The organism is Pseudomonas sichuanensis (genome assembly GCF_024749065.1).
GTDB classification, from domain to species: Bacteria; Pseudomonadota; Gammaproteobacteria; order Pseudomonadales; family Pseudomonadaceae; genus Aquipseudomonas; species Aquipseudomonas sichuanensis.
On sequence record NZ_CP087185.1, the window covers coordinates 2,778,421 to 2,804,254 of the forward strand.

The window sequence follows — 25,834 nt, forward strand, 5'->3', positions numbered from 1 at the left end:
CGTCAGCCTAACGCCTCGCGCAGTCGGTACCACAACATCCCCAGTGCCAGCAGCGGCGAGCGCAATGCCTTGCCGCCGGGGAAGGTCAGGTGGGGCACCGAACTGAATACGTCGAATCCGTAACTGGCCTGGGTGGCGATGGCCTCGGCCAGCAGTTTCGCGGTCCAGTGCGTAGTGTTCAGGCCGTGCCCGGAATAGCCCTGGGCATAGAACACATTGGGGTGCTGGCTGAGCCTGCCGACCTGCGGGAAGCGGTTGGCGGTGATGCCGATCATGCCGCCCCATTGGTAGTCCAGGCGCACATCGGCCAACTGCGGGAACACCTTGAGCACCTTGGGCCGCATGTAGGCGCCGATGTCCTTCGGGTCACGCCCGGAGTAGTGGCATGCGCCGCCGAACAGCAGCCGATTGTCGGCAGTGAGGCGGTAATAGTCCAGGCCGACTTTCTGGTCGCACAGCGCCATGTTCTGCGGGATCAGCGCCCGGGCAACGTGCTCGGGCAGCGGTTCGCTGGCTACTACATAGCTGCCGGCAGGCAACACTTTGCCGCTCAGGCGCGGTTCCAGTTCGTCGAGGTGAGCGTTGCAGCCCAGCACCAGGCTCTGGGCGCGGACCTTGCCGCGCGCGGTGTGTAGGGTCACGGTGCTGCCATGTTCGATGCGCAGCACCGGGCTCTGCTCGAAGATCTTCACGCCCAGGCCATGGGCGGCGCGGGCTTCGCCCTGGACCAGGTCGAGCGGGTGCAGGTGGCCCGAGCCCATGTCCACCAGGCCACCGGCATACTGGTCGCTGGCGACGATCTCATGCATACGGTCGGCGCCAACCAGCCGGGTTTGGTGGCGGTAGCCGAGGTCGGCAAGTTCGCACTGCTCGTCTTCGAAGGCGGCAAACTGCGCCGGGGTGTTGGCCAGCTCGCAGAAGCCCCAGCGCAGGTCGCAGTCGATGCCGTACTGCTCGATGCGCCGGGCCACCAGCGCCACCGAGTCGATGCCGGCCTGCTTGAGGTAGCGCACGCCGTCCTGGCCGACGTGCCGGGCAAAGCCCGAAACGTCATGGCCGATGCCGCGGATCAGCTGGCCGCCGTTGCGCCCGCTGGCGCCCCAGCCGATGCGCCGGGCCTCCAGCAGGATCACCGTGAGGCCGCGTTCGGCCAGCTCCAGGGCGGCGTTGACCCCGGTCAGGCCGCCGCCGACCACGCACACGTCGGCTTGCAGGTCCTGGTCGAGCACAGGGTAGGGGGCTGCCTTGCGCGCCGTGGCGGCGTAGTAGGAAGCGGTGTGTTCAGTCATGTGAGGCATGGGCGTGCTCGACTCATCGGTTGGACTTGATCTTGCTCCAGGAGCGGGTCATCTGCCGCAGGATCGGCGGGCTCGGCATGGTGGAGACATACAGTTTGTCCAACACCTCCTGAGGCGGGTAGATCTCGGGGTTGTTCACCAGCGCCGGGTCCATGTCGGCCTTGGCATCCGGGTTGGCGTTGGCATAGCCGACCGTGGCGCTGACCTTGGCGATCACCTTGGGGTCGAGCAGGTAGTTGATGAACGCCAGGGCTTGCTCGGGGTTCTTGGCATCCTTGGGGATGGCCAGCAGGTCGAACCACAGGTTGCTGCCTTCCTTGGGGATGCTGTAGGCGACCTTGACGCCGTTGCCGGCCTCCTCGGCACGGTGGGCGGCCTGGAACACATCGCCGGAGTAACCGAAGGCCACGCAGACATCACCGTTGGCCAGGTCGGATACGTACTTGGAGGAGTGGAAGTAGGTGATATAGGGGCGCAGCTCCAGCAGCCGTGCCTCGGCCTTTTTATAGTCGTCGGCCTTCTCGCTGCGCGGGTTCATGCCCATGTAGTTGAGGATGGCCGGGAACAGTTCGTCGGGCGAATCCATGAACGCCACGCCGCATTGCTTGAGCTTCTTCAGATTCTCTGGCTCGAACAGCACGGCCCAGGAGTCGATCCTGTCGATGCCCAGCACCGCCTTCACTTTATCGACGTTGTAGCCGATGCCGTTGGTGCCCCACAGGTAAGGCACGGCGTACTGGTTGCCCGGGTCGTTCTGCTCAAGCTGCTTGAGCAGTTTCGGGTCCAGGTGCTGCCAGTTTGTCAGCTTGCTGCGGTCCAGCGGCAGGAACGCGCCGGCCTGGGCCTGGCGGGCGAGGAAATGGTTGGACGGCACGACCACGTCGTAGCCGGTGCGTCCGGCCAGCAGCTTGCCTTCCAGGGTTTCGTTGGAGTCGAACACGTCATAGACCACCTTGATCCCGCTGCTGGCCTGAAAGTCCGCCAGGGTGGTATCACCGATGTAATCGGTCCAGTTGTACACGCTCACCGTCGGCTGGGCCTGGACGGCAGCGCCGAACAGCAGGGCAAAGGTTGCGGGGATCAGGGCTTGCGGATGACGCATGTCGACACCTCGTTGGTCTTGTTCTTCGAATTCGGTGGTGTAGGGGCTGCTGCGCAGCCCATCGCCGGCAAGCCGGCTCCCACAATGGAAACGCAATCACTGTGGGAGCTGGCTTGCCAGCGAAAAGGGGCGCGCAGCGCCCCCCGGGGCGGATTACACGCTCAGCAACAGGAACTCACGCTCCCACGAACTGATCACCCGCTTGAAGTTTTCGTGCTCGGCGCGCTTGACCGCCACGTAGCCCTGGACGAACTGCTGGCCCAGGTACTGCTGCACCACTTCACAATCTTCCATGTGCTGCAACGCGTCCTCGATGGTGATCGGCAGGCGCAGGTTGCGCCTTTCGTAAGCGCGGCCCTGCACCGGCGCACTCGGCTCGAGCTTCTCGACCATGCCGATATAGCCGCACAGCAGGCTCGCGGCGATGGCCAGGTACGGGTTGGCATCGGCACCCGGCAGGCGGTTTTCCACGCGCATCGCCTCGGGGCTGGAGGTCGGTACGCGCAGCCCGGCGGTGCGGTTCTCTTCGCCCCACTCGACGTTCACCGGCGCCGAAGTGTCGGGCAGGAAGCGGCGGAACGAGTTGACGTTGGGCGCGAACATCGGCAGCAGCTTGGGGATGTATTTCTGCAGGCCGCCGATATGGTGCAGGAACAGCTCGCTCATGCTGCCGTCTTCGTTGGCGAAGATCGGCTTGCCGGTGGCGATGTCGACCACGCTCTGGTGCAGGTGCATGGCACTGCCCGGCTCGTCGGTGATCGGCTTGGCCATGAAGGTGGCGGTGACGTTGTGCTTGAGCGCCGCCTCGCGCATGGTGCGTTTGAACACGGTGATCTGGTCGGCCAGGTCCAGTGCGTCGCCATGGCGGAAGTTGATCTCCATCTGCGCCGGGCCGTCTTCGTGGATCAGCGTGTCCAGGTCCAGGCCTTGCAGTTCGCACCAGTCGTAGACGTCCTCGAACAGCGGGTCGAATTCGTTGGCGGCGTCGATGGAGAACGACTGCCGGCCACTTTCGGCGCGGCCCGAGCGGCCCAGCGGCACCTGCAGTGGCAGGTCCGGGTCTTCACAGCGCTGCGTGAGGTAGAACTCCATCTCTGGCGCGACGATTGGTTGCCAGCCCTTGTCGGCGTAAAGCTTGAGCACCTTTTTCAGCACGTTGCGCGGCGACAGCTCGATGGGGTTGCCCTGCTTGTCGAAGGTGTCGTGAATCACGATCGCGGTGGGTTCGATGGCCCACGGGATCTGGTACACCGCGGTGGGGTCGGGGCGGCAGACCATGTCGATGTCGGCTGCGTCGAGCAGGCTGTAGTAGATGTCATCGTCGACGTAGTCGCCGGTCACGGTCTGCAGCAGCACGCTCTCGGGCAGGCGCATGCCGCGCTCGTGGAGGAACTTGGCGGTGGGGGCGATCTTGCCGCGGGCGATGCCGGTCAGGTCGCTGATCACGCATTCGACTTCGGTGATCCGGTGTTCTTTCAGCCAGGTGGATAGCTGATCGAAGGGGGCGTTCATACAAACCTCTTGGTTGGGTAGTTGTGGTGGGAAGCATGGCGTTCATCGCGTAGGGCACTTCCCACAGGTGACGCTGAGGACTATCTTGGGCGCAGCCCCCCGGGCTGATCTATCCACTTTCTTCGTCAATGAATGCACCAAAAGAGTGCAACTAGGACAGCGCGTGACAACGCCAATCGCCTTGCAGGTTCAGGATTTCCGCACCACCGATGTGACCGAACAGACCCGCGTCACCCCCGGCTGGCAGCAGCAGTACCGGCAGATGTCCCCCGGGCATTTCAACGGCCAGCTGCGTTGGCTGGGGCTCGAGGGCGTGGAGGTTTACGAGGAGCGCCTGAACACCCGTGTCGAACAGTTCTTCCGTGCCCCCAGCGGCGCCCTGGCGTTCTGTTTCGACCGCAGCGAGAACAGCCTGTACCTGCTCAATGAAGACAGCCGCAACATCTGGATCACCCCGGAGAACTACCAAGAGGTGGCGGTGGTGTTCGAGCAGCCGTTCCTGGCCAGCCACGGGTTGGATGTGGAGCGCTTGCGCGGGCTGTTCATGGTGCCGCTGAGCTGTCAGCAGAATGCCTTGTTCGGCAACTGGCTGAGCGCCACCCTGACCCGCCTGGGCCAGGCCGATTGCCCGCTGGAGGGCAGGGCGCTGGCGGAGCAGTTGCTGGAGGACTGCCTGTTCATCCTCGACAACGCCGGGCAGCGTCTGCAAGGCGATGCCCTGGGTCGGCGCGACGAGGAACGGGCGATCATGCGCCGGGTCAGTGAATGGGCGGCCGATTGCCCCGACGAGACCCTCAACCTGGTGCAGTTGGCCAAGGTTGCCGGTGTTTCCGTACGTCAGTTGCAGCAGGCGTTCAAGGGTTTTACCAACCTGCCGCCGGCGCACTGGTTGCGCCTGCGCCGCTTGAACGGGGCGCGGCGGGACCTTCTGGCGGGGGATGCGACCGTGGCCGAGGTGGCTATGCGCTGGTCGTTCTGGCACCTGGGGCGATTCTCCGAAAGCTATCGGCAGTTGTTCCGCGAATTGCCGAGCGAAACGCTAAAGCGCGCGCGCGGCGCCTAGCGCCTGGAGCTGTAGGAGCGGCTTTAGCCGCGAACATCGGCGAAGCCGGTGCCATGCACGGTGTCGTCTGCTTCGCGGCTAAAGCCGCTCCCACAGGGGCCGTGCATTGCCCAGGATTGCACAGTACCTGTGGGAGCGGCTTTAGCCGCGAAGATGACACCTCGGTGCCCGGCACGGGCTATGCCCGTGTTCGCGGGCGAACCGCCGCTCCCCCAGGGGGTACTGTCCTGTGCCGCAGCCAGATGATCTTCCACGACAGTAAAAAACTGCTAGGGTGCCCACCGCAGCCCTTGTCCAGGTCAGGTATGGATACCGAACAAGCCCCACGCTTCACCTACCAGAAAGTCCACCGCTACCTCAGCCGCTGGCTCGATGCGCGAGCACCGGGGCAAGCGCACCGCTTGCCATCGCTGCGCGAGGTCGCCCGGCAATTGCAGGTGTCGCTGTCCAGCTGCAAGCAAGGCTTCGCCCTGCTCGAGTCCCAGGGCCGCATCCAGGCGCGGCCCAAGGTCGGCTATTTCAGCGTCGTCCAGGCGTCCACGGTACCGCTGCCAGCCACGGCCAACCTGCTCGATCGGGTCTTCGCCAGCGCCCGGCAGCCGGGGATGCTGGCCTTGAGCAGCGATGCCCCGGCCATGCTGGGAGCCCTCGATGGCCCGCTGCTGTTGCTCGAGCGCGAGTTGCAGCGCCGCACACCAGCGGCTGAACTGCCGCCGTTCCAGCCGCTGGGCGAGCCGCAGCTGCGGGCGGCGCTGGCACGCGATTACAGCCAGGCCTCATCCGAGCCGTGGCAGGCCGACCAGGTGTTCATCGGCCCGGACCTGCGCAGCGTGTTCGATCTCGCCCTGCAAGCGTTGATCCCGGCAGGTTCTGTGGCGCTGGTGGAGTCGCCGTGCTCCTGGTTGATACTGGGCCGGCTGCGTGCGGCGGGCCTGCAGGTCATCGAGGCGCCGCTGGACGGGGAGGGCCGGATGGACCTCGATGCCGTGGCCCAGATGCTGGAGACCACGCCCGTGCGCGTGGCGGTGCTGTCATCCCGGGTCAACACCCCACAGGGCAACGCGATGCCGGCAGCCGACAAACGACGCCTGTGCGACTTGCTGGCCCGGCGTCGGGTATGGCTGTTCGAGAATGACAGCTACGGAGGCTTGTGCGCCGACCTTCCGGCGTACCGGGAACACGCCGACCCGCAGCGGCTGCTGGTGTTCGCCAGCTTCGACAAATGCATCGGCGCCGAGGCCCCATTCGCCTACCTGTTATGCCGCAGCGCGACGGCGCCCCTGGCCGAAGCGTTCTTCGCCCGTGGCTTTCGCCTGCCAACCTATCGCCAGCGGGCCATCGCCGGGCTGTACGGCTGCGCGCGCATCGACCGACAGCGGACGTTGCTGGGTCGACAACTCGCCGCCAGCGCGGGGCGCATGGCCGCGCTGCTCAGGCAACATGCCGGTGACTGCCTGCAAGGCGCCATGCCCCTGGCCGGAGCCACATTCTGGCTACGCGCCACGCGCCCGGTGGACATGGACGCGGTGTGCGAAAAACTGCTGGCCGAGGGCATTGTCATCGCCCCCGGCTCGCTGTTCAGCCAGGCCGGCCATTGGCGCGACCACCTGCGCCTGAGCGTTACCGTCGATTGGCGCCAGGATATCGAAGGCGCGCTGGTGCGCCTGGCCCAGGCCGTTCGCCAGGCGCCTCAGCTGCCGTAGCAGTGCGCAAGCTCTGGGAATTCGCCCTGGCGCACTTCGTTGGCGTAGCGCGCGCAAGCGACCCGGATTACCGCGGCCAGGTCGGCGTACTGCTTGACGAAGCGCGGCTTGCGCGGCCCGCCCAGGCCAAGCAGGTCTTCGGTGACCAGGATCTGCCCGTCGCAGGCGGGGGAGGCGCCAATGCCGATGCACGGCTGGCTGCTCTGCTCGCTGATTTTTCGCGCCAACGGCTCGGCCACGCCTTCGAGCAACAGACTGAAGGCGCCTGCGGCCAGGTTGGCTCGCGCATCGTCGGCAATGGCCACGGCGCTGGCCGGGGTCATCCCTTGGGCCTTGTAGCCGCCCATCACATTGACGAACTGCGGCATCAGCCCGACATGGGCCATCACCGGGATACCACGTTCGACCAGAAAGGCCACGGTGGGGGCTAGAGCTCGATTGCTTTCCAGCTTCACGGCGGCGCAGCCGGTCTCGGCCAAGACTTGTGCACAGTTGTGAAAGGCCTGCTCGGGTGAGGCCTGATAGCTGCCAAAGGGCATGTCGGCGATCACGCAGGCGTGTTCGGTGCAGTCGACCACCGCGCGGGTGTGGCTGATGGTCTCGTCCAGGCGCATGGCGAGGGTGGAGCGTCGGCCATAAGCGACCATGGCGGTCGAGTCGCCGACCAGGATGAAGTCCACCAGCGGGTCGATCAGGCGGGCGATGGGGGTGCTGTAGGCGGTTAGGGCGACGATCTTCTGTCGGCCTTTCATGGCGGCCAGCTCGGGTGGGGTCAGGCGTTGGTTGGGGGTGTGGGGGCTCATCGATACCTCCGTGGGCTGGGGAGGTTTCCGATTATTGGCTTGCGCGAAGGTGAAACAAGGTACAGATCAGCGCGTGATTGCAGCTCAGATGGCGAACAGGGTCACGACACTGGTGCAGCTGATATTTTTGCCAGTTGTTGCACTGTCCAGGTGGCGCTTTGATAGGGCATCCGCCGGACCGGGGCGGCCTCGCTGAGACTGCCGGTTGTCGGTCCTTGTCGCCTGCCCGATCAAGGAAGCCATCATGCCTGCTACCAGCACCGTCAGTGTTTCTCACGCCATCGCTGCAACCACCAGCGTGCCGTTCATCCTCACAACACGCCTGGATGGCTACCTGCCGGACATGGCTGGCTTTGAGCAACAGGATCTGGGTTCACCAAAGCGGGGCTGGCACAGCCTGTGCCCGATCCGCGCCGGCCGGGACCTGGTCGAAGGCGAGGTGCTCAGCGCCTGCCGGGTGCGTGGGCGTGACGGTGAATTGCTCCAGATCGACTACACCGCGGTCAAGGCGGACCTCAAGGCCAGTCAATGGCCGGCCGCCTTTGCCCGGCATCTGCGTGAGCAAGGTGAGCAGCAGGGCTTGTGCGCCGGTGGCTGGACGTCCACCGGTGAGTTGACCCACGAAGGTGCAGACCTGCGCCTGTGGTGCCTGAACGGCCACCGCGCCTTCAGCACCGCGCCATTTGCTGGCAACCTGGTCCAGGCGCTGGCCTGCAATGACGAGCACACCCCGGTCGAAGGGCAGGTGCTGTGCCTGCAGGTGCGCGATCTGAAGACCCAGCACCTGTACGAGAACCATTTTTTCACCGTCCCCAAGGGCGCGGTCTGGAGCAAGGGCCTGTGCGAGCAGCTCAACCGTGACAGCCGGCTGGTACGGGCCGGAGTCTTGAGCGAGAGCACCTGCAAGGTCACGCCGGCGGACAAGGGCAATGCGTTCTGGGTGCCGCAATGCGCCGAGTTGTGCGTGACCTTGGGCGAGGCGACCTGGTCGGCCAGCCGAGAAGTGGAGGGGACGCAGCAGGCACTGGTGGCGGGGCAGGCGATCGAAGCCTGGGTCTATGATGCCTACTCCCATCGCCTGATGGACAGCTTCAGCTGGACGCCGCAGGCCTCGCAGCGTGCTGCGGGCAAGTGGCTGGAAGCCTGGGCGAAGGCGTTGAATGCTTCCTCGCTTAACAGCTGGTTGTGTGCGGGTGGCAGCGGCTTAGGCGCAGATACGACAGACACTGCCGGGGCGAGTCGATTGACGTTGTGGCAGCGGGGGGAGGGGGTGCGGATCTTCACGTCATTGCCGGATCGGGAAAACTGGGTGGCGGGACCTCGTTTCGACTCGGCCTGGGCTAATGCTAACGATGTCGTGCTGGTGACGGTGCGGCACCCTTACAGTCGGCAGCTGGTGGATCATGTCGTGTTCAAGCCATCACCGCTGGACGACCAGGCTGCGTGGGAGGCAGCACTGGCAAAATGTGTACGGGACAAGGGATGGATGAACGTTCGTGCGGAGCGCGAGGGTGAGGGCGGTTGGCTTGGTCAGGGCAACGACGGGAAGGGAGCATGGCGCTTGTGGTTGCCAAGGTTTGGCGGATTTTTGGTCGAACTGGAAAATCTGGGAGATGGCAAGGTGTGGGAGGCCGAGAGGCTGACGCGTTACTTGCTGCCTACTGACGACGTCCCCATTAAACCGGCGAGCACGCTGACATTGATGCAGCGTTGTGATGCAGCGGATCTATCTCATTTTCAAGAGCACAGTGCAATTGTCATCAACCGATCTAAGGGGGAGGTGGTGTTTCGCCTGAGCGATGCGGCCCGAGATAAAGGCTACCGAGTCGCGACCTGCATTTGGACGAATGATGACAATGTAATAAACACAAGCGCAATTACCAAACAACGTCCACCTATGGATATTAGCGTGAAGGCCTTCACGGGCGACTCTGTGATCTTCGGCAAAGGTGGCAAAACGGCATTCCGCCTGGTGTTCGACTTCCCGGAAAGCGCACGGGATGGAAAGACGCTTGACGTAGGTCACTTCGGCTATCTGGACGACAACTATTTGTGGCAGAAGGTGACCGTCGTGCCGTTCACGCCGCCTGCGGCGCTGCCTGCTTATCGGGCCAGCAGCCCGCTGTGCGAAGACTACGGCAACACTATGGGCTCGGAAGTGTTCGACACCGGTGGCGACAGCGAGACCGGCGTCGACCCACGCACCGGGCTGTTCCATGCCCATTACCCCGTAGCAACGTTGCAGGGCCTGCGCGGCCTTGGCCCGGTGTGCGACCTGACCCTGCACTACTCGCCGCTGCGGGGCAACGAGGCAGGCCTGGGCGATGGTTGGGCCTGGCGCTTCAGCAGCCTGGATGTTCGCGACCGGCGCCTGAGCCTTGCCGACGGCGTGACGCTCTCGTTCACGGACGAGGAGTGGACGCAGCTGAAGAACGGCCAGGTGCTGAAGAACAAGGCGTGCTTCGTTCGAAGCAACCCGGACTACAGCCAGTTCACCCTCGACCTGCCCAGCGGGCGCCAAGAAATCCTGAGCAAGCCGGCGGCGCCGGAGAGTGACGAAGACGAACCCAACGACGAGTTCCTCAAGGAAATCATTCGCCTGCTGCAAGCGATCAAGGCGAAGTCCAAACCGGTGTTCCCGGTCAAGCCATCCAGCGCCACCGAATGGGCATTGGCCGTGCTGTGTGTCCAAGCCTACAGCGGGACGGCCGCCGCCGATTATGCAGAGGCGGTCAAGAAGTGGGAAAGCAACGTCAAGGCGATCGACGAACGGATTGCCTATTATCGGCGGCCATTCGTGCAGTTGATGCCTTCAAAGATCGTCTCGCCCTACGGCGAGGCATTGGCGCTGAGCTGGAAGCGACAGCAAGGCCAGTTCCTGCTGAAGCAGGTCAAGAGTGGCGAGACCGAGCTGTTCCGTGCCGACTACACGGCCACCGCAGTGACCATGGATATCTGGCCGGGCCAGTCGGAAGCGTATGCCGTGTCCTTGGCCCTGGAAAACTACCTGTTGACGGAGCTACGGCGGACTCAGACCCGCTTGCCGCAACTGCTGCAGCGAGTGCGCTGTGGCTACACCGAGGATCCGACCTTGGACCGGGTGTTGTATCGCCTGGAAGAGCTCGATGGTTCGGTAGAGCGGGTGGAGTACGCTACCAGGTCCGCTGTCTTTTCGGATAGGCGCCCCGCATTGCCTCGAGTCATATCTCATGTTTTTATTGTGGGTAATTGTACGAGGAGCAATGCTACAACTTTCACCTATAAGGGTAGTTATGTTGCGAGTGCCGGTGGCTACGGAGTTGTTATCGGAGAGGGGGTAAGCAAGCGCATGATTTGTTACGGAAATGATCACGCGGTCATTGGTTCGGTCGAGTATCAGGCTGGTGGAGTTAGATTATCAGGTACAAGGTTTTTCAGGAGTGGGCTATGTGAGGAGGGGGGAACTACGGCTGGGGAGCTATTTGATATTTTTTATAGTGCACTTTCTGAGATGGAATTGACTGGTTCTGAAATAGGTAGGATTGGTGAGCTGTTTTCGCGAGTTGCCGATGATTCGACAGTGGCTGATGCAGTGGCAGCTGTGGCTGCGAGCATGTTTTTTATGCTGCATAGAAAACATAAAAAAATTTATCTTGTAGCTGGTTCAGGTGGTCCCTTCAGTTTTCTTGGTTGGGCTGGAAGTTCAATGAATTCTGAGAAGGAGGCGCGTAAAAAAGGTGTTCCTAAAGTAAGTGTGCTCATTGCTTATTTGCTGTTTATGGTTTATCTACGGCGCAGGAGCTCCTTGTCTTTCTCTGGGCTGAAAAATATGTTTGATGAGCATTGTTGGTTTCGGTTGGTAGATGAGGAGGCCAAGTGTGTTGCAGTTGCTGTGTTTCAGCTTATTGCGTGTGGTGGGGAAGGGGGCGCTGGGCTAAAAAATTCTATTGAATACGCTGGCTTTTTGCGGAAGACCGTTGAGAGGAAAAGGTGCAGGCAATCGGTGGGCTTTGATTTGTATAGTGAATTGATTAGGTATAATAGTAAATGTGATATTTTAAAATGCACTAACGACGATGGGGTCTCCCGGTATCGTTGCTACTACGATAATGTCGGGAGGAGCACCATGAAATGTGGCTCGCTGGTCGACAATTTTCCTGAGCTATTTTGTCCTCGCGTTTCCGAGTACGCACCGGCGCCACTTATGGCCGAATACGAGTGCGATAAGGATGGCAACCCTCTGGGCCTGACGTTGTATGGCTACCGCTCGGTAACCCGCAACGGCCGCGAGGTGTTGGAGACCGCGACCATCGTCACTGTCGAAGGGATCAAGGCCACGCTGGTCGACGATCGCCTGGATGAAAGGACCACCTGGGCACTGACCGTTACTGACAAGGCCCAGGTGCTGTGCCGCGTCAACAGGACAGAGTCCTCAACCCCGGAGCTTAAGACTGGCAACGCAGGCTGCAAGGTGATGCAGTGGACGGTCACCTCTGAACAATCCACCACCTTGGGTGGGCAGACCATGACCCTGAAGACGAAGCAGGTCTTCGAGGACAACCCGGTCTATGACGGCCTCGACATCCGTACCACCTGCACCACGTCCTCCAGCGAATCGTCCACGTCGGCGTCCCAGGAAGTCACCCGCGAACGCCGCTCGCGCTACAGCCGTCGCTGCCTGCAGAAGACCAGCGACGGTGTGGAAACGCACTGGCAGCACGACGGCCTGGGCCGTGTGATCGAACAAACCCGCTACCGGCTCAAGCCTGGGCAGAACGCCAAGGCCGAAGATGCCAAGCCTGACGATAGCCAGAAGAGCCAATATGAGGTCAGCTATGACGGCATCCGCCGCGAACTGACGCACAAGGACGGCAGCCAGACCTGGGAGTATCTCGACGGCCTGCAACGGGTCTGCCGCATGCAGTGGAGACGCCGAGACAGCGATCCGTTCATCCCGCTGGGCACGCGCCAGTTGCAAGGCCTGGGCAATGACGACGAAGTGTCCAGCCAGCTGTGGGACTACCTGCCAGGCGGGCAGGCGATCATCGAGCCGGGCCAGCCGGTGCAACTGCCGGGCTGGCAACCCTGGAGCAAGGACCTGCTCGATGAGGCAGGCACTGTCGAACAGGGCGTCGGCCCGCATACCTTGTTGCGCAGCACCCGCGCCGTGCAGGCCAACGCGGACGGCAGCTTCAACAGCCGCGAGACCCTGTGCAGCACCTCGGGCGTGGAACGCGCCGGGGTCGAGCGCCAGTACGACGCCGCCGGGCGGTTGGTGGCGATGACCCGCCGGCTGGGCGACCAGGCCAGCACCTGCATGATGACCCGTGACGCACTGGGCCGGGTGAACGACATGACCCGCCCGGACGGTTCGGTGATCAACCGCAGCTACCACGGCCTGAGTCAACACATCAAGGAACTGAAGGTGGCCGGCAAGGTGATTGCCACCCAGACAGTCAAGGACATCTCGACGCTCCAGGGCCGCAAGGTGGGCACTCGAGCCTACACATTCGCCGACGACCAGGTGACCCTGCCGGACAACACCGTGCTGGATACGACGGCCGACGGGCAGTACAAGGCCGGCAGCGAGCTGCTGTCGAGCCTCCGCCGCACGGAGGCGGTGACCACCCTCGCCAGCGAGGCAACCGTGGAGGTCGGTACATTCAAGACCGGCCGCTGGCAACACAGCCTGACTGCCGTCAACCTGCCCGGGCGCCAGCGCCTGGCCGAGAACACGCCGCGGCGCACGGCCAGCGGTGAGTACTGGCAGTCGCTGCGCGGGGTGACGGTGGCCGCGCTGCGGGCCGACGGCCACTGGCAGCGGCAGTTCTTCGACCACGCCGGGCGCCTGTTGCGCAGCTGGCACGACCATGAAGACATCCTGTATCGCTACGACGACCAGGACCGCCTGGTGGAGCGGCGGGTGCAGGCCCGCCAGGCCGGGGCGTTCTGGCAGGTGCTGAGCGAGTACGACGTGTTCGATCAGGAAACCCGCCGCACCTTCTGTCACAACGGCCGCCCGGTGTTCGCCCAGGCCCTGGAGTGGCGGGGTGACGGCAAACTGCTGGCCAAGCACAGCGAACGGGACGGGCAGCGCGTACGTAGCGAGGCGTTCAGCTACGACAAGCTCGATCGGCTGGCCAGCTATGCCTGCACGGCCGGCACTGCCGAAGATTGTCCCCGTGATGGCGAGGGCAAGGCGGTCAAGGCGCAGACGTTCCAGTGGGACGCCTTGAGCAACCTGACCGAATGCGTGACCACCTACGCCGACGGCAAGACCCGCAAACAGACGCTCGCCTATGACGCCAGCAACCCGACGCGGCTGACTGCGGTCACCACGGGCAGTGCCAAGGCCGCACTGAGCTGGAACGGCAACGGCTACCTGGTTACCGACGAGGCAGAGCGCAAGCTGAGGTACAACGCCGGTGGGCAGTTGAACGAAGTGCGCGACAACAGCGACCAGCTGCTCACCCGTTATGCCTACGATGGCTACCAGCGCGTGGCCGCGCAGTACCTGGCCAGCGACCAGAGCACCCGCGAGCTGCGTTACGACGGCGACACACTGATCGGCGAAACCTGGTTCGACAAGGACGGTGCCGTGACGGCTCGGCGCAGCCTCAACCCCGGGCTGGCCGAGTACGACACCCAGGCGACAGGCGTGCGCTGGCTGATCGACGACCCGCAGGTCGGCATCGCCGGGCAGTTCGGTGAGCAAGGGTTGGTGCTGACACCGTTGCTGCCATTCGGCGAGGGGGCGGTGGCGGAAGGTATTGGCAGTGGCTACAACGGCCTGCGCCAAGACCCGGTGACGGGTAGCTATCAGGCGGGCAATGGCTACCGCTGTTACCACCCTGGCCTGTGCCGCTATGCCCAGCCCGACTGGCTGAGCCCATTCGGCGAAGGCGGCATCAACGACTACGCCCACTGCCCGGACCCGGTGAACTTCCACGACCCCAGCGGGGCGATCATGATGAGCCGCTGGGGGCAGGACAGGATGCTGGCGAGCTTGCAACAGACCTTGCGCGACACCCAGCCGATGCCGGTGGGTAGCCGCTGGCGGGGGATCGCATTGTCAGCAGTGTTGACTGTGGTGGGGATTGCAGGATCGATCATGACGGGAGGGACAGCATCGATGCTGGTGTTCGCGGCCTTGACTACGTTGAGTGTGGCCTCGCTGGCGCTGGAGGTGGCTTCCGTGCTGGTGGAAGACAGCAATCCGGAACTGGCCAGGCGGCTAGGCATAGCCAGCGCCGTATTAGGACTTGCTTCGATAGGTAACTTTGCGGGCATCTTCAAGCAAGGCGCCAAGCTGTTGCGTTCGATGGCAAAACTTGCGACAAGCCTGGCGAGCCGTATCCACAGCGGCGCTCGTGCAGGCCTGCGGTACCTGCAAAACCTCAGGCGTTTCGGTCTTGGCTATGCACGCCAGGCCTTCGTCTCTACACGAAAGGTCGGCCAGTTGCCGGGGCAAGTTGCCGAGGGCTTCGCGCGCGCAGCTCGGACTACCGTGGATGATGCGCTAGGCGCCTTGGTGACGCGGGATTTCGCAATCGTCGAAAAAGACTGGTTGCTGAAAGTCCTGACGGGGAAGACGCATCACGTGCTGACCGGTTGGCAAGCGCGTTTGTATTGCCGCGCCACTCAGCAGCCACGTTTGGTCAGCTTGCTGGCACAGGCCAAGACCGAAGCAATCACTGCGAACGTTTATCGAAGTGCCGTTGATACTTTCTCATCGGCACAAGAGGCGGACTCCGGACCGGCCTATGGATTTGGCGGGCAAAACTCGATTGCATTCGAACCTTACATGAGAGGTGCTGCTACAGCCTGAGGCGCTGAAGGGTGGTGTGCAGCGCTTGTCTGCACACCAGCCGATGCCTCAGTTGCGATCCAGCCACACGGTCTGGGCATTGGTGAACTCACGCACACCAAAGTGCGACAGCTCGCGGCCGAAACCACTCTTCTTCACGCCGCCGAAGGCCACACGGGGGTCGGAGGCGCAATAGCCGTTGATGAACACGCCACCGGTGTCCAGTGCGCTGGTCATGCGCTCGGCCAGGGCGTAGTCGGCGGTGTAGATGGTCGCGGCCAGGCCAAAGTCGCTGTCGTTGGCCAGTTCCACCGCATGGTCGGCGTCACGGGCAGTGATGATTGCCGCTACCGGGCCGAACAGCTCCTGCTTGAACGCGGTCATGTCCGGGGTGACGTTGGCGAACACGGTCGGGGCGTAGAAGTTGGCCGCGCCTTCGACCTTGTGGCCGCCCAGCAGCAGGGTGGCGCCTTCGGCCAGCGTGGCCTGCACTTGGCCGTCGAGCTCGTCGCGCAGGTCATAGCGGGCCATTGGGCCGATATAGGTGTCGTCCTGGAGCGGGTTGCCTACCTTGAGCGCACGGGTGGCCTCGACGAACTTGGCGGTGAATGCCTCGACGATGCTTTCTTCGACGATCAGGCGCTTGGCCGCGGCGCAGACCTGGCCGGTGTTCTGGTAGCGACCGATCACGGCAGCCTTCACGGCGGCGTCCAGGTCGGCGTCGGCCAGCACGATGAACGGGTCCGAGCCGCCCAGCTCCAGCACGCACTTCTTCAGCGCGGCACCGGCCTGTGCACCGATGGCCATGCCGGCGCGCACGCTGCCGGTGAGGGTGATGGCGGCGATGCGCGGGTCGTTGATGGCGCGGGTCACGCCCTCAGGGGTGACGTTGAGCACTTCGAACACGCCTTCAGGCAGGGCGGCACGCTTGAACAGGTCGGCCAGCAGGTAGGCGCTGCCCATTACGTTGGGGGCGTGCTTGAGCACGTAGGTGTTGCCGGCCAGCAGGGCGGGCACGGCGCCACGCAGCACCTGCCAGATCGGGAAGTTCCACGGCATCACGGCGAGGATCGGGCCCAACGGGCGGTATTCGATACGGGCTTTCTCGATCTGCGTAGGCTCGGCGGCGAGCATGGCCGGGCCGTGTTCGGCGTACCACTGGCACAGGCCGACGCACTTGGCGACTTCGCCACGGGCCTGGCTGATCGGCTTGCCGATTTCGCGGGCGATCATCTGGGCGAAGGCTTCGGCGTTGGCCTGCAGGGCGTTGGCCAGGGCGATCAGGTATTCGCTGCGCTGACCCAGCGACACCTTGCGCCACTGGTTGTAGCCAACCTTGGCGCGTTGCAGCGCCGCTTCCAGTGCGGCGTCGGTGTCGAAGGCATAGTGGCCGATCTGCTCGCCGGTGTAGGGGTCGACGGAGATGGCGTGGGTCAGGCTGCTGATCTCGCTCATGGCAGGACTCTCATTGTTTTGAAGGGGTGAGCCCAGACTAGTGGTGGCGCGCTTTAATGAAAACTGAATAATAATGAGCGAAACATTCACGTTTGGAGAATGACCTGTGGACCTGGTGCAACTGGAGATCTTCAAGGCGGTGGCCGAGCACGGCAGCATCAGCGCTGCCGCCCAGCATATCCACCGGGTGCCGTCGAACCTGACCACCCGTATCAAGCAGCTCGAAGAAGACCTCGGCGTCGAACTGTTCATCCGCGAGAAGAGCCGCCTGCGCCTGTCGCCGGCCGGCTGGAACTTCCTCGAATACACCCGGCGCATCCTCGACCTGGTGCACGAAGCGCGGCTGACCGTGGCGGGGGAGGACCCGCAAGGCACCTTCGCCCTGGGCTCGCTGGAGAGTACCGCGGCGGTGCGCATCCCGGCGTTGCTGGCGGCCTACAACCAGCGCTATCCCAAGGTGGACCTCGACCTGTCCACCGGCCCGTCGGGGACCATGCTCGAAGGCGTGCTGTCCGGGCGCCTGGTGGCCGCCTTCGTCGATGGCCCGGTGCTGCACCCCACGCTGGAAGGCATGCCGGTGTTCGAGGAGGAGATGATGGTCATCGCACCGCTGCACCATGCGCCGGTCACCCGCGCTCGCGATGTCAACGGTGCGAGCATCTACGCGTTCCGCGCCAACTGCTCGTACCGCCATCATTTCGAGAGCTGGTTCGTTCACGACCAGGCCGTGCCGGGCAAGATCCACGAAATGGAGTCCTACCACGGCATGCTCGCCTGCGTCAGCGCAGGTGCAGGCCTGGCGATGATGCCGTGCAGCATGCTCGACAACATGCCCGGTTGCAGCACGGTCAGCGCCTGGCCGATGGCCGAGGACTTCCGTTACCTCAAGACCTGGCTGGTGTGGCGCCGGGGCACGGTGTCGCGCAGCCTGAGCATGTTCATCAAATTGCTCGAGGAGCGCCGGGCCGAGTCGCTGGCGGGTTGAGTGCATGCCTGTGCTGGCCTCATCGCCGCGGTTCGTCGCCACGACAAGCCGGCTCCCACATGTACTGCACGACATCTGTAGCAGCGGCGTTATACCTGTGGGAGCGGGCGCAGCCCATACCCAGACTAACGGTCTGAAACCTCGCGAACGCGCGCTGCAGCCAGGCATCAAAACTGTGTAGACCATCCCTCCAAGGGAGGAATGCACCATGCGTACTCATCACTACGGGCTTTGCGCGGCACTGCTGGTAACCCTGGCCATGCCCTGGACCTTGGCCGCCGCCGCCGACCTCAACGCCCCCATCGACCCACAAGCCGTGCACCTGCAGCCGCAGGAGCAGAACGGCATCCGCTACCTGCAGGGCGGCATTGGCCAGGATGAGGCCAACGCCTTGCGCCGTACTCCCGGCTACGACCTGCACATCACCCTGTCGACCGGTGCCGAAGGCAAGTTTCAGAGTGGCGCGGCGCTGGACATCCAGTCTGCCCAAGGCAAGTCGGTGCTGGCCTTGCAAGACGTCGGACCACTGATCTTCGTGCAGCTGCCACCTGGGCAATACCGTGTGACGGGCAATGCCGAAGGCCAGAGCGTGCAGCAGCAGGTCAATGTCGACGGCAAGTCGCCGGCACGGGTGGACCTGAACTGGCGCTGAGCAATCAAGAGTACAAATGTGCTCATGGCCCGTGGAGGGACACTGATGAACCCGCTTGAGTCCCTCCACGAGCAGGGCTTCGCCCTGATACCCAGCGTGCTCGACCCCGCGCGCGTCGCTTTGCTGCGCAGTGCCATCGACGCCCTGCAACCGCTGCATTGGGACTACCAGGGCCTGCTCGAACACTACAAGTGTGTGTTCAACCGCGACCCGCTGTGGCTGCCGTTTCTCGACCTGCCACCTTTGATCGAACTGGCCGAAGCGGTGCTGGGCAGCGACTGCCACATCATCGGCCAGACCGCCTGGCGCAGCCACCCGGGCTACCCGGGCATGGGCCTGCACCTGGACCATCTGCCCATGGCATTGCCGGCCGAGCTGCGCGGTCGCTTGCGCCTGCCCGCGCAGATTCTCACCGCGCAGCTGTATCTGTGCGATATCGACCTGCAAGTGGGGCCGACCCTGATCATCCCCGGTAGCCACAGCGCAGGTCGCGCCCCCCAGCCGGGCGAGGACAACTGGCAAGGGCAGGGCCTGCGCCCGGTGCTGTGCCAGGCGGGGGACGCGCTGGTGATGCGCAGTGATGTCTGGCACAGCGGCGGCGCCAATCGCAGTGCCGAGCGGGTGCGCGACATGCTGCAGGTGCATTACGGCCGCCGCATGGTGGCGCAGAAGTTCTCGCCCTATCTCACCTGGCGTTTCAACCCCGAGGTGCTCGCTGCGGCCACGCCGCGCCAGCGGCGGTTGCTGGGCGAGCATGAAGAATCGGTCTATGACTGAACGAGGCGTTGGCCAGTAGTGGCAAAGTACTTCCAACCTGTGGCGTGTTCAGACAATAATCGCGAAAACTATTACCACTTGTGACCTGGTTGGATGCGCCAGCTCACGGGTGCATAACGAGGGGCCCAAGCCCCCATTTGCCGCAGGCCTGCGCACGTCAGGCCGGGCCTGTTCGTGAAGACCCTCAGGAGTAGTCATTGATGAACACCCGTCTTGCCAGTTCCCTGGCCGCTTTCGTGCTGGCGTTCGCCGGCGCCAACCTGGCCCAGGCCGCACAGCTGTCCGGTGCAGTCGGCGCCACCAGCCAGGGCGACATGACCTACCGTCTCGGTGCGTCGTTCGACTGGGACAAGCGTTGGTTGGAAAGCAGTGCGGGCCACCTGACGGGTTATTGGGATGCGGCCTACACCTACTGGGAAGGTGGCGACTACAGCGGCGCCCATTCGCTGTCATTCAGCCCGGTGTTCGTCTATGAGTTCAGCGGCTTCACCTATACCCCGTTCATCGAGGCCGGCATCGGCCTGGCGGCGTTCTCCAAGACTAAGGTCGGCGACCAGCGCCTGGGCTCTGCGGTCAACTTCGAAGACCGCATCGGCTTTGGCCTGAAACTGCCGGCTGATCAGAAGATCGGCATCCGCGCCATGCATTACTCCAACGCCGGCATCAAACAGCCCAACGACGGCATCGAGTCGTACTCGCTGTTCTACAGCAAGGGCTTCTGAGCCACCGCGGGGCAAGCCAATTTGCCCCCGCTCAGCGCACCGCCTTGATCGCCAGCACGTTGCACAGCGGGTGCTCCAGCACGTGCGACGTCGTCCCGCCGAGGAAGGTGTGCAGCGCATCATGCCGGTGAGTGCCCATGACGATCACGTCGATGCGGCTGTGGCTGACGTACTGGGCGATCGCCTTGATCGCCGGCCCTTCGAGGAAATGCCTGCGCTCCAAGGCGATCTCATAGTGATCGCCCAGGCGGTTGAACGCCGCGCGCTGGGCGGCGCGTACGCTGCCCTCGAAGCCGGGCATGGTCACGGTGCCGGCGCCGAAGTCGGCGATATGGGTTTTTGTCGCGTCGCACACGTGCAGCAGGTGCAGTTCGGCGTTGCACTGCAGGGCCAGGGCGTGGGCGCTGCGGAACACCTGGTCGTCCAGGTGCTCGCCGGCGCCATGCAGGTTGAGGTCGACCGCTGCGGCGATCTGGCGGGGCAGGGGCAGGCGGACATCGCTGACCAGGTGCACGGCCACGGGGCTGTCCTTGAGCAGTTGCCAGTCCAGTGGCGTGACCAGCAGGCGCTTGAGCACCGGTTCGTGCTGCACGTCCTTGACCAGCAGGTCGCAGCCCAGGCGTTCGATCTGTTCGATGGCACTGCCCAGCGGGTCGCGGGTCAGCAGTAGTTCGGTCGACACATCCAGCCCGTTGTCGGCCAGTTGCTCCTTCGCATCCGCCAGCCATTGCCGGTTATCGGCGAGCAGCCGTTCGCGCTCGCGGCCATCGCTCATCAGCCCGAAGGTATCGACGTCGTCGACGAATACATTGATGTCCAGCAGGGCCCCGCTGGACTCGGCCAGTGCCGCGGCCCGTTGCAGGGCAGGGCTGTAGCGCATCTGCGGGCCGAGCATGACGAACAAACGCTTGAACTGGCTCATCGCACACCTCCACGTGTGGTAGCCCCCCGTTCAGGTTTGGCCCGGACCGTGCGCTGCGGTGCGGGTGTAGTGCGTTTAGTCTAGCCGTTGTGTTGATGAGCAGGTGGGAGCAACTGCCTGGCACTGTTTGTATCGGCCTCATCGCCGGCAAGCCGGCTCCCACAGGTACAGCGCATTCCTTGAGTTCAGCGCTGTCACTGTGGGAGCCGGCTTGCCGGCGATGAGGCCAGAACAAGCAACACAAGGCAGTGACTTCAACCTGGATGCAATGGCATCAGATCGAATAGTGCTTCAACTCCCGCGCAATAAGCATGCGCTGGATCTCGCTCGACCCTTCGTAGATCTGGGTAATCCGCGCATCGCGGTAGTACTTCTCTACCGGGTAGTCCTCCAGGTAGCCGTACCCACCATGCACCTGGATCGCCATCGAGCACACCCGCTCAGCCATTTCCGAGGCGAACAACTTGGCCTGGGAGGCCTCCGACAAACACGGCTTGCCGGCCGTGCGCAGCCGCGCGGCATGCAGGATCAGCAAGCGCGCAGCGTTGATCTGCACCTGCATGTCGGCCAGCAGGTTGGCGATGCTCTGATGCTCGTTGATCGGCTTGCCGAACTGAATGCGGTCACGGGAATACAGCAGCGCCGCCTCGAACGCCGCACGGGCGATGCCCAGGGCCTGGGCGGCGATGCCGATGCGCCCACCTTCGAGGTTGGAGAGGGCGATCGCCAGCCCCTTGCCACGCTCACCCAGCAGGTTGGCGGCAGGGATACGGCAGTTGTCCAGGGTGACCGCGCAGGTGTCGGAGGCGCGGATGCCCATCTTGTGTTCGCTGCGGTCGACCTTGAACCCCGGGTTGTCGGTGGGCACCAGGAACGCCGACAGGCCTTTCTTGCCCAGCTCCGGGTCGGTCACCGCGAACACGATGGCCAGCTTGGCGCGGCGGGCGTTGCTGACGAACTGCTTGGCCCCGTTGATCACCCACTGGCCATCGACCAGCTCGGCGCGGGTGCGCAGGTTGTGGGCTTCGGAACCCGCCTGGGGTTCGGTCAGGCAGAAGCAGCCGATCACTTCACCGCTGGCCAGCTTCGGCAGCCAGGCCTGTTGTTGCTCAGGGTTGCCGTAGGCCAGCAGCGGGCCGCAGCCCACCGAGTTGTGAATGCTCATCAGCGCCCCGATGGCGCCGTCACCGGCCGAGATTTCCTCCACCGCCAGGGCGTAGGCCACGTAGTCGGTGTAGCTGCCGCCGAACTGCTCTGGTGCGACCATGCCGAGCAGGCCCAGCTCGCCCATCTTGCGCACCACCTCGTCATCGATCCAGCCGGCCTTTTCCCAGGCCTGGGCGTGGGGCGCGATCTCGCCACGGGCGAAATCCCGCGCCATGTCGCGGATCATGATCTGTTCTTCGCTCAGTTCCAGGTCTTGCATCTGCGTACTCCCGGCCTTACAGGCCTTCGAAGAATTGGTCGACCCGCTGGGCATTGAGCGCCGCCAGGGTCGGCGGGTTCCAGCGCGGTTGCTTGTCCTTGTCGATGATCAGGGCGCGCACGCCCTCGATGAGGTCGCCGTGGTCGAACCACTGGCGGTCGATGTGCAGCTCCATGGCGAAGCAGTCTTCCAGCGCCAGGTGGCGGCCGCGGCGCAACAGCTCCAGGGTCACGGCCATGGCCAGCGGCGAGCGGGTCTGTAGCAGGTCGGCGGTGTCCAGCGCCCATTGGTGGCTGTCACCGATGCTCACCGCGCGCAGCTGCTCGATGATGCTGGGCAGGTCGGGCAGGGCGAAGAAGTGGTCGATCACCGGGCGCAGTTTGGCCAGCGGTGCATCGCCCAGGGTCTGGGTGCCGAGCCGTGCGAGCAGGCCTTGCAGGTCCTTGAGCGGGTGGTCGCCGAATGCCAGGTGGTCGAGCCCCTCATCCAGCGCGGCCAGTTTGCCGCTGTCCAGGTACCAGTCGGCGAGGCCGCAGTACAGGGCGTCGGCGGCCTTGACCTGGGTGCCGCTGACGCCCAGGTAGATACCCAGCTCGCCGGGCACGCGCGGCAGGAAGTAGCTGCCGCCGACATCGGGGAAGTAGCCGATGCCCACTTCGGGCATCCCCAGGCGGCTGCGCTCGGTGACGATACGCAGGTCGCAGCCCTGGGCCAGGCCCATGCCACCGCCCAGGGTGAAGCCGTCCATCAGCACCATGACCGGCTTGCGGTAACGGTGGATGCACAGGTCGAGGGCGTATTCCTCTTCGAAGAAGTCCAGGTGCAGGCGCTGGCCGGCCTTGTAGCTGTCATGCAGTGAGCGGATATCGCCACCGGCGCAGAAGCCCTTCGGCCCTTCGCCGCGCAGCACCACGGCCTGCACGTCGGCGTCCTGGGCCCAGCGATGCAGGTGTTTTTGCAGGCTGCGGACCATGTCGAGGGTGAGGGCATTGAGGCCGGCGGGGCGGTTGAGGGTGAGGTGGCCGATATGGTTACGGACCTCGGCCAGTACATGATCCGTTGCCGAGGTGTGAGCGTGCGCGGTCATCGCGTTCTCCCTGCTTTGTTATTGATTTTCCAAGTGAAGCCTGGAATGCGCGGGCGGGTCGCAGGATCCTGTCATGCGAATTTGCCTTGCACAATTGGCAAATCTGCAGGGTGAGGCTGCATTTTTACCTTGGGTGCGCGCCTTCTGGCCGGGCTGGTTTCACTTTAACCCGTTGGCCCTCACGGATCCTGCGGATCATGCCCCAACGACTGCAGGAACAACGAAAACAACTCCGACTGCGAGGAAATATCCAGCTTGGCGTACAGGTGCCGCCGATGCACCTTGACCGTCTCCGGCGAGATCGCCAGGCGTTCGGCCATGGCCTTTGACGAGTACCCCCGCAACACCAGCCGGGCGATCTCCAGCTCGCGCTCCGACAGCACCTTGGCGCCGAACAGGCTCATGGCATCGCGCACCTGGCTGGCCATTGCCGGGGCCGGGCGCTGGCTTTGCTGTTGCCAGTGCTGGCCGAGCAGCGCCAGCACCCACGGGCAGACCATCACCAGCAAGCCATGCTGCGCCGTCTCGAAACGCTGGCGGCTGCCCAGCGACAGCGACAGGGCGCCGCTGTCGCCCAGTTGCACGATGAACTGCATTTCGTCTTCCAGCACATGGTCATGGAAGTAGGTGAGGTAGTACTCGCTCTGGCGGAACTGGTCCGGCGCCACTTCTTCCAGACGGTGCAGGCCATCGCCGATGCCCTCCTGGCAGGCCTGGTAGAAGGGGTCGAGCTGGTACAGCCCGCTCAGATACAGGGCCATGGCCTCGGGGTTGCCCTCGCCGCGGGCATCGAAGATCTCCAGCGCCCGCGGCAGGCCGGCGCGCGGGTAGAACATCGCCAGGGCATTGTCGAACGGCACCCAGTGCTGCAACAGCAGCATCAACTGGCGCCAGAAGCGTGGCTGGCCTAGCTGCTCGACGGTACGGGCCAGGCCCGCGTGGGCGCTGGCTTCGGTGAACAGGTTGTGCATGCGAGGGCTCTTGTGGGAGCGGGTTCACCCGCGAAAAGGGCCACGCAGTCTTGGAATTTTTCTGTCATCCAGTCAAGGGGCGTACCCCCATAGGGTAATTGGCGCCCAGCGCCCACCCGCCTACAGTCCAGCCAGGTCCAGCGGCCGCCCGACCACGGTTTTGCCCTCACTACCAATAACAATCAGAGGAAAAACGCCATGAGCTCCAGCGAAGTGCCCGCGAGCGCACTCAAGCAGCGCCTGGGTATGCCCGATGTCGTCGCCATCACCGTTTCTGCGGTCACCCCGGCCAGTTCCGTGTTCGTCATCGCCCCGTTCGCCATCCAGCAGGCCGGCAGCGGCGCGTTCCTGTCCTTTCTCATGGCGGCGCTGCTGGCACTGATGTTCGCCTGGTGCTACGCCGAGCTGGGCCGTGCCCACAGCACCGCCGGCGGTGAGTACGTGTACGCCAAGCGGGTGTTCGGCGGGCTGGCAGGCTATGCCACCTTCCTCACCGTGCTGGCCTCGATGCTGTTCATCCCGCCGGTGCTGGCGGCCGGTGCCGCCACCTACCTCAATAACGCCTTGGGCACAGGCTTCGATACCCAGAGCGTGGCCCTGGTGATCGTGGTCGCCAGCTATGCCCTGGGCATTCTCAATATCCGCCTCAATGCCTGGATCACCGGGCTGTTCCTGATCTGCGAGGTGGCCGCCTTGCTGGTGATCGTCACCCTGGGCTTTGGCAATGCCAGCCAACCGGCGGCCAGCCTGCTGCAGCCGCAGGTGCTGGAGCAAGGGGCCCTGGTGGCTGCCCCCTGGGCGCTGGTGCTGGGCGCGGTAGGCATGGCGTTGTTCGCCTTCAACGGCTACGGCGGCGCGGTGCTGCTGGCCGAAGACATGAAGGACGGTGGGCGCACCGTGCACCGGGCGGTGTTGTGGTCGCTGGTCGTGGTGGTGGCCATCGAAGTCATCCCGCTGGCTGCACTGCTGATCGGTGCGCCGTCGCTTGACGCGATGCTGGCCAGCGGCGACCCGATCGGCTACCTGCTGACCACCCATGGCAACGAAACCCTCGCACGGCTGGTCAGCGCCGGGATCTTCCTGTCGGTGTTCAATGCCATCGTCGCCATCGTCATCCAGGTTGGCCGGGTGGTGTACAGCAGCGGCCGCGATGCCATCTGGACACCGGCCCTCAACCGCGCCTTCACCGTGATCCACCCGCGCTGGGAATCGCCGTGGCTGGCCACGCTGTTCCTGGCCATCCCCTCGGCCTTGCTGAGCCTGTCCGGCAGCCTCGAAGAGCTGACCTCGTTCACCGTGCTGTTGCTGCTGCTGATCTACCTGGTAGTGGCCGCTTGCGCCCTGTGCAGCCGGGTACTGCGCCGCGACCGCGAACACCCGTACCGCATGCCGCTGTGGCCCTTGCCGGCGCTGCTGGCCGTGAGCGGCGCCGGCTGGCTGCTGGTGGCCCTGCTGCAACAGGCCTCGCTGCGCGACCTGCTGATCCTGTTCGGGCTGCTGGCGGTGTCGGTCATCCTCTACAGCACCCACGGCCGGCTCAGCCCGACCTTCCAGAAATTGTGAGCATCCA

General features: G+C 64.1%; 17 protein-coding genes. 8 read left to right on the forward strand and 9 right to left on the reverse strand.

The annotated features are described in order from the left end of the window. Positions 1-2 precede the first annotated feature (2 nt). From LOY51_RS12660 to LOY51_RS12670, 3 genes are all read right to left on the reverse strand, one after another. Positions 3-1,298: an NAD(P)/FAD-dependent oxidoreductase gene (locus LOY51_RS12660; RefSeq protein ID WP_258646425.1), complete on the reverse strand. Its 1,296-nt coding sequence runs from the start codon at positions 1,296-1,298 to the stop codon at positions 3-5. A gap of 13 nt (positions 1,299-1,311) precedes the next feature. Next, positions 1,312-2,400, reverse strand: coding sequence for a polyamine ABC transporter substrate-binding protein (locus tag LOY51_RS12665; protein ID WP_258646426.1), 1,089 nt, complete (start codon positions 2,398-2,400; stop codon positions 1,312-1,314). 153 nt (positions 2,401-2,553) lie between these two features. Further along, on the reverse strand, positions 2,554-3,912 hold the full coding sequence (locus tag LOY51_RS12670; RefSeq protein ID WP_125463961.1) for a glutamine synthetase family protein: 1,359 nt from the start codon (positions 3,910-3,912) through the stop codon (positions 2,554-2,556). 163 nt (positions 3,913-4,075) lie between these two features. On the opposite strand from LOY51_RS12670, the gene LOY51_RS12675 reads away from it, so the two are divergent. Together LOY51_RS12675 and LOY51_RS12680 are read left to right on the forward strand one after the other, a co-directional pair. Continuing rightward, complete coding sequence (locus LOY51_RS12675; RefSeq protein WP_125858509.1) at positions 4,076-4,975, forward strand: helix-turn-helix domain-containing protein; 900 nt, start codon at positions 4,076-4,078, stop codon at positions 4,973-4,975. A gap of 305 nt (positions 4,976-5,280) precedes the next feature. Next, positions 5,281-6,678, forward strand: a complete 1,398-nt coding sequence (locus LOY51_RS12680) for an aminotransferase-like domain-containing protein (protein ID WP_258646429.1) — start codon at positions 5,281-5,283, stop codon at positions 6,676-6,678. On the opposite strand, the gene panB is transcribed toward LOY51_RS12680, so the two are convergent. Beyond that, a complete protein-coding gene (gene panB / locus LOY51_RS12685) occupies positions 6,666-7,481 on the reverse strand; it encodes a 3-methyl-2-oxobutanoate hydroxymethyltransferase (protein ID WP_258646430.1) in 816 nt (271 codons plus the stop codon). The two genes, LOY51_RS12680 and panB, sit on opposite strands and share 13 nt — an antisense overlap. A 244-nt stretch (positions 7,482-7,725) precedes the next feature. On the opposite strand from panB, the gene LOY51_RS12690 reads away from it, so the two are divergent. Then, positions 7,726-15,288: an RHS repeat-associated core domain-containing protein gene (locus LOY51_RS12690; RefSeq protein WP_258646432.1), complete on the forward strand. Its 7,563-nt coding sequence runs from the start codon at positions 7,726-7,728 to the stop codon at positions 15,286-15,288. Between the two features lie 48 nt (positions 15,289-15,336). Here the strand turns inward: LOY51_RS12690 and LOY51_RS12695 are convergent, their stop codons facing one another. After that, entirely contained in the window at positions 15,337-16,722 is a 1,386-nt protein-coding gene (locus tag LOY51_RS12695) for an aldehyde dehydrogenase family protein (RefSeq protein ID WP_258646434.1), read from the reverse strand. A gap of 106 nt (positions 16,723-16,828) precedes the next feature. Here LOY51_RS12695 and ptrR point away from each other — a divergent pair, with 106 nt between their 5' ends. The 4 genes from ptrR (at position 16,829) to LOY51_RS12715 (ending at position 19,858) form a co-directional block, all read left to right on the forward strand. Further along, entirely contained in the window at positions 16,829-17,707 is an 879-nt protein-coding gene (ptrR, locus tag LOY51_RS12700; RefSeq protein WP_258646435.1) for a putrescine utilization regulator PtrR, read from the forward strand. 208 nt (positions 17,708-17,915) lie between these two features. Further along, positions 17,916-18,359 (forward strand): carboxypeptidase regulatory-like domain-containing protein, encoded by a 444-nt coding sequence (locus LOY51_RS12705; protein ID WP_125858514.1) that lies wholly within the window; start codon positions 17,916-17,918, stop codon positions 18,357-18,359. Between the two features lie 45 nt (positions 18,360-18,404). Continuing rightward, positions 18,405-19,136: a phytanoyl-CoA dioxygenase family protein gene (locus LOY51_RS12710; protein WP_125858515.1), complete on the forward strand. Its 732-nt coding sequence runs from the start codon at positions 18,405-18,407 to the stop codon at positions 19,134-19,136. Between the two features lie 200 nt (positions 19,137-19,336). Beyond that, entirely contained in the window at positions 19,337-19,858 is a 522-nt protein-coding gene (locus LOY51_RS12715) for an acyloxyacyl hydrolase (protein ID WP_258646437.1), read from the forward strand. A 31-nt stretch (positions 19,859-19,889) separates the two neighbouring features. Here LOY51_RS12715 and LOY51_RS12720 read toward each other — a convergent pair whose 3' ends face one another. From LOY51_RS12720 to LOY51_RS12735, 4 genes are all read right to left on the reverse strand, one after another. Continuing rightward, positions 19,890-20,780: a universal stress protein gene (locus LOY51_RS12720; protein WP_125858516.1), complete on the reverse strand. Its 891-nt coding sequence runs from the start codon at positions 20,778-20,780 to the stop codon at positions 19,890-19,892. A gap of 274 nt (positions 20,781-21,054) precedes the next feature. Further along, positions 21,055-22,206 carry an acyl-CoA dehydrogenase family protein gene (locus LOY51_RS12725; protein ID WP_258646439.1) on the reverse strand — a complete coding sequence of 384 codons (1,152 nt, stop codon included), beginning with the start codon at positions 22,204-22,206 and terminating at the stop codon, positions 21,055-21,057. A gap of 16 nt (positions 22,207-22,222) precedes the next feature. Then, positions 22,223-23,293 carry an enoyl-CoA hydratase/isomerase family protein gene (locus LOY51_RS12730; RefSeq protein ID WP_258646441.1) on the reverse strand — a complete coding sequence of 357 codons (1,071 nt, stop codon included), beginning with the start codon at positions 23,291-23,293 and terminating at the stop codon, positions 22,223-22,225. Positions 23,294-23,472: 179 nt separating this feature from the next. Then, positions 23,473-24,264 (reverse strand): helix-turn-helix transcriptional regulator, encoded by a 792-nt coding sequence (locus LOY51_RS12735; protein WP_125858519.1) that lies wholly within the window; start codon positions 24,262-24,264, stop codon positions 23,473-23,475. A gap of 198 nt (positions 24,265-24,462) precedes the next feature. Between LOY51_RS12735 and LOY51_RS12740 the strand changes: the two genes are divergently transcribed. After that, positions 24,463-25,827: an APC family permease gene (locus LOY51_RS12740; RefSeq protein ID WP_258646444.1), complete on the forward strand. Its 1,365-nt coding sequence runs from the start codon at positions 24,463-24,465 to the stop codon at positions 25,825-25,827. The last annotated feature ends 7 nt before the right edge of the window (positions 25,828-25,834 follow it).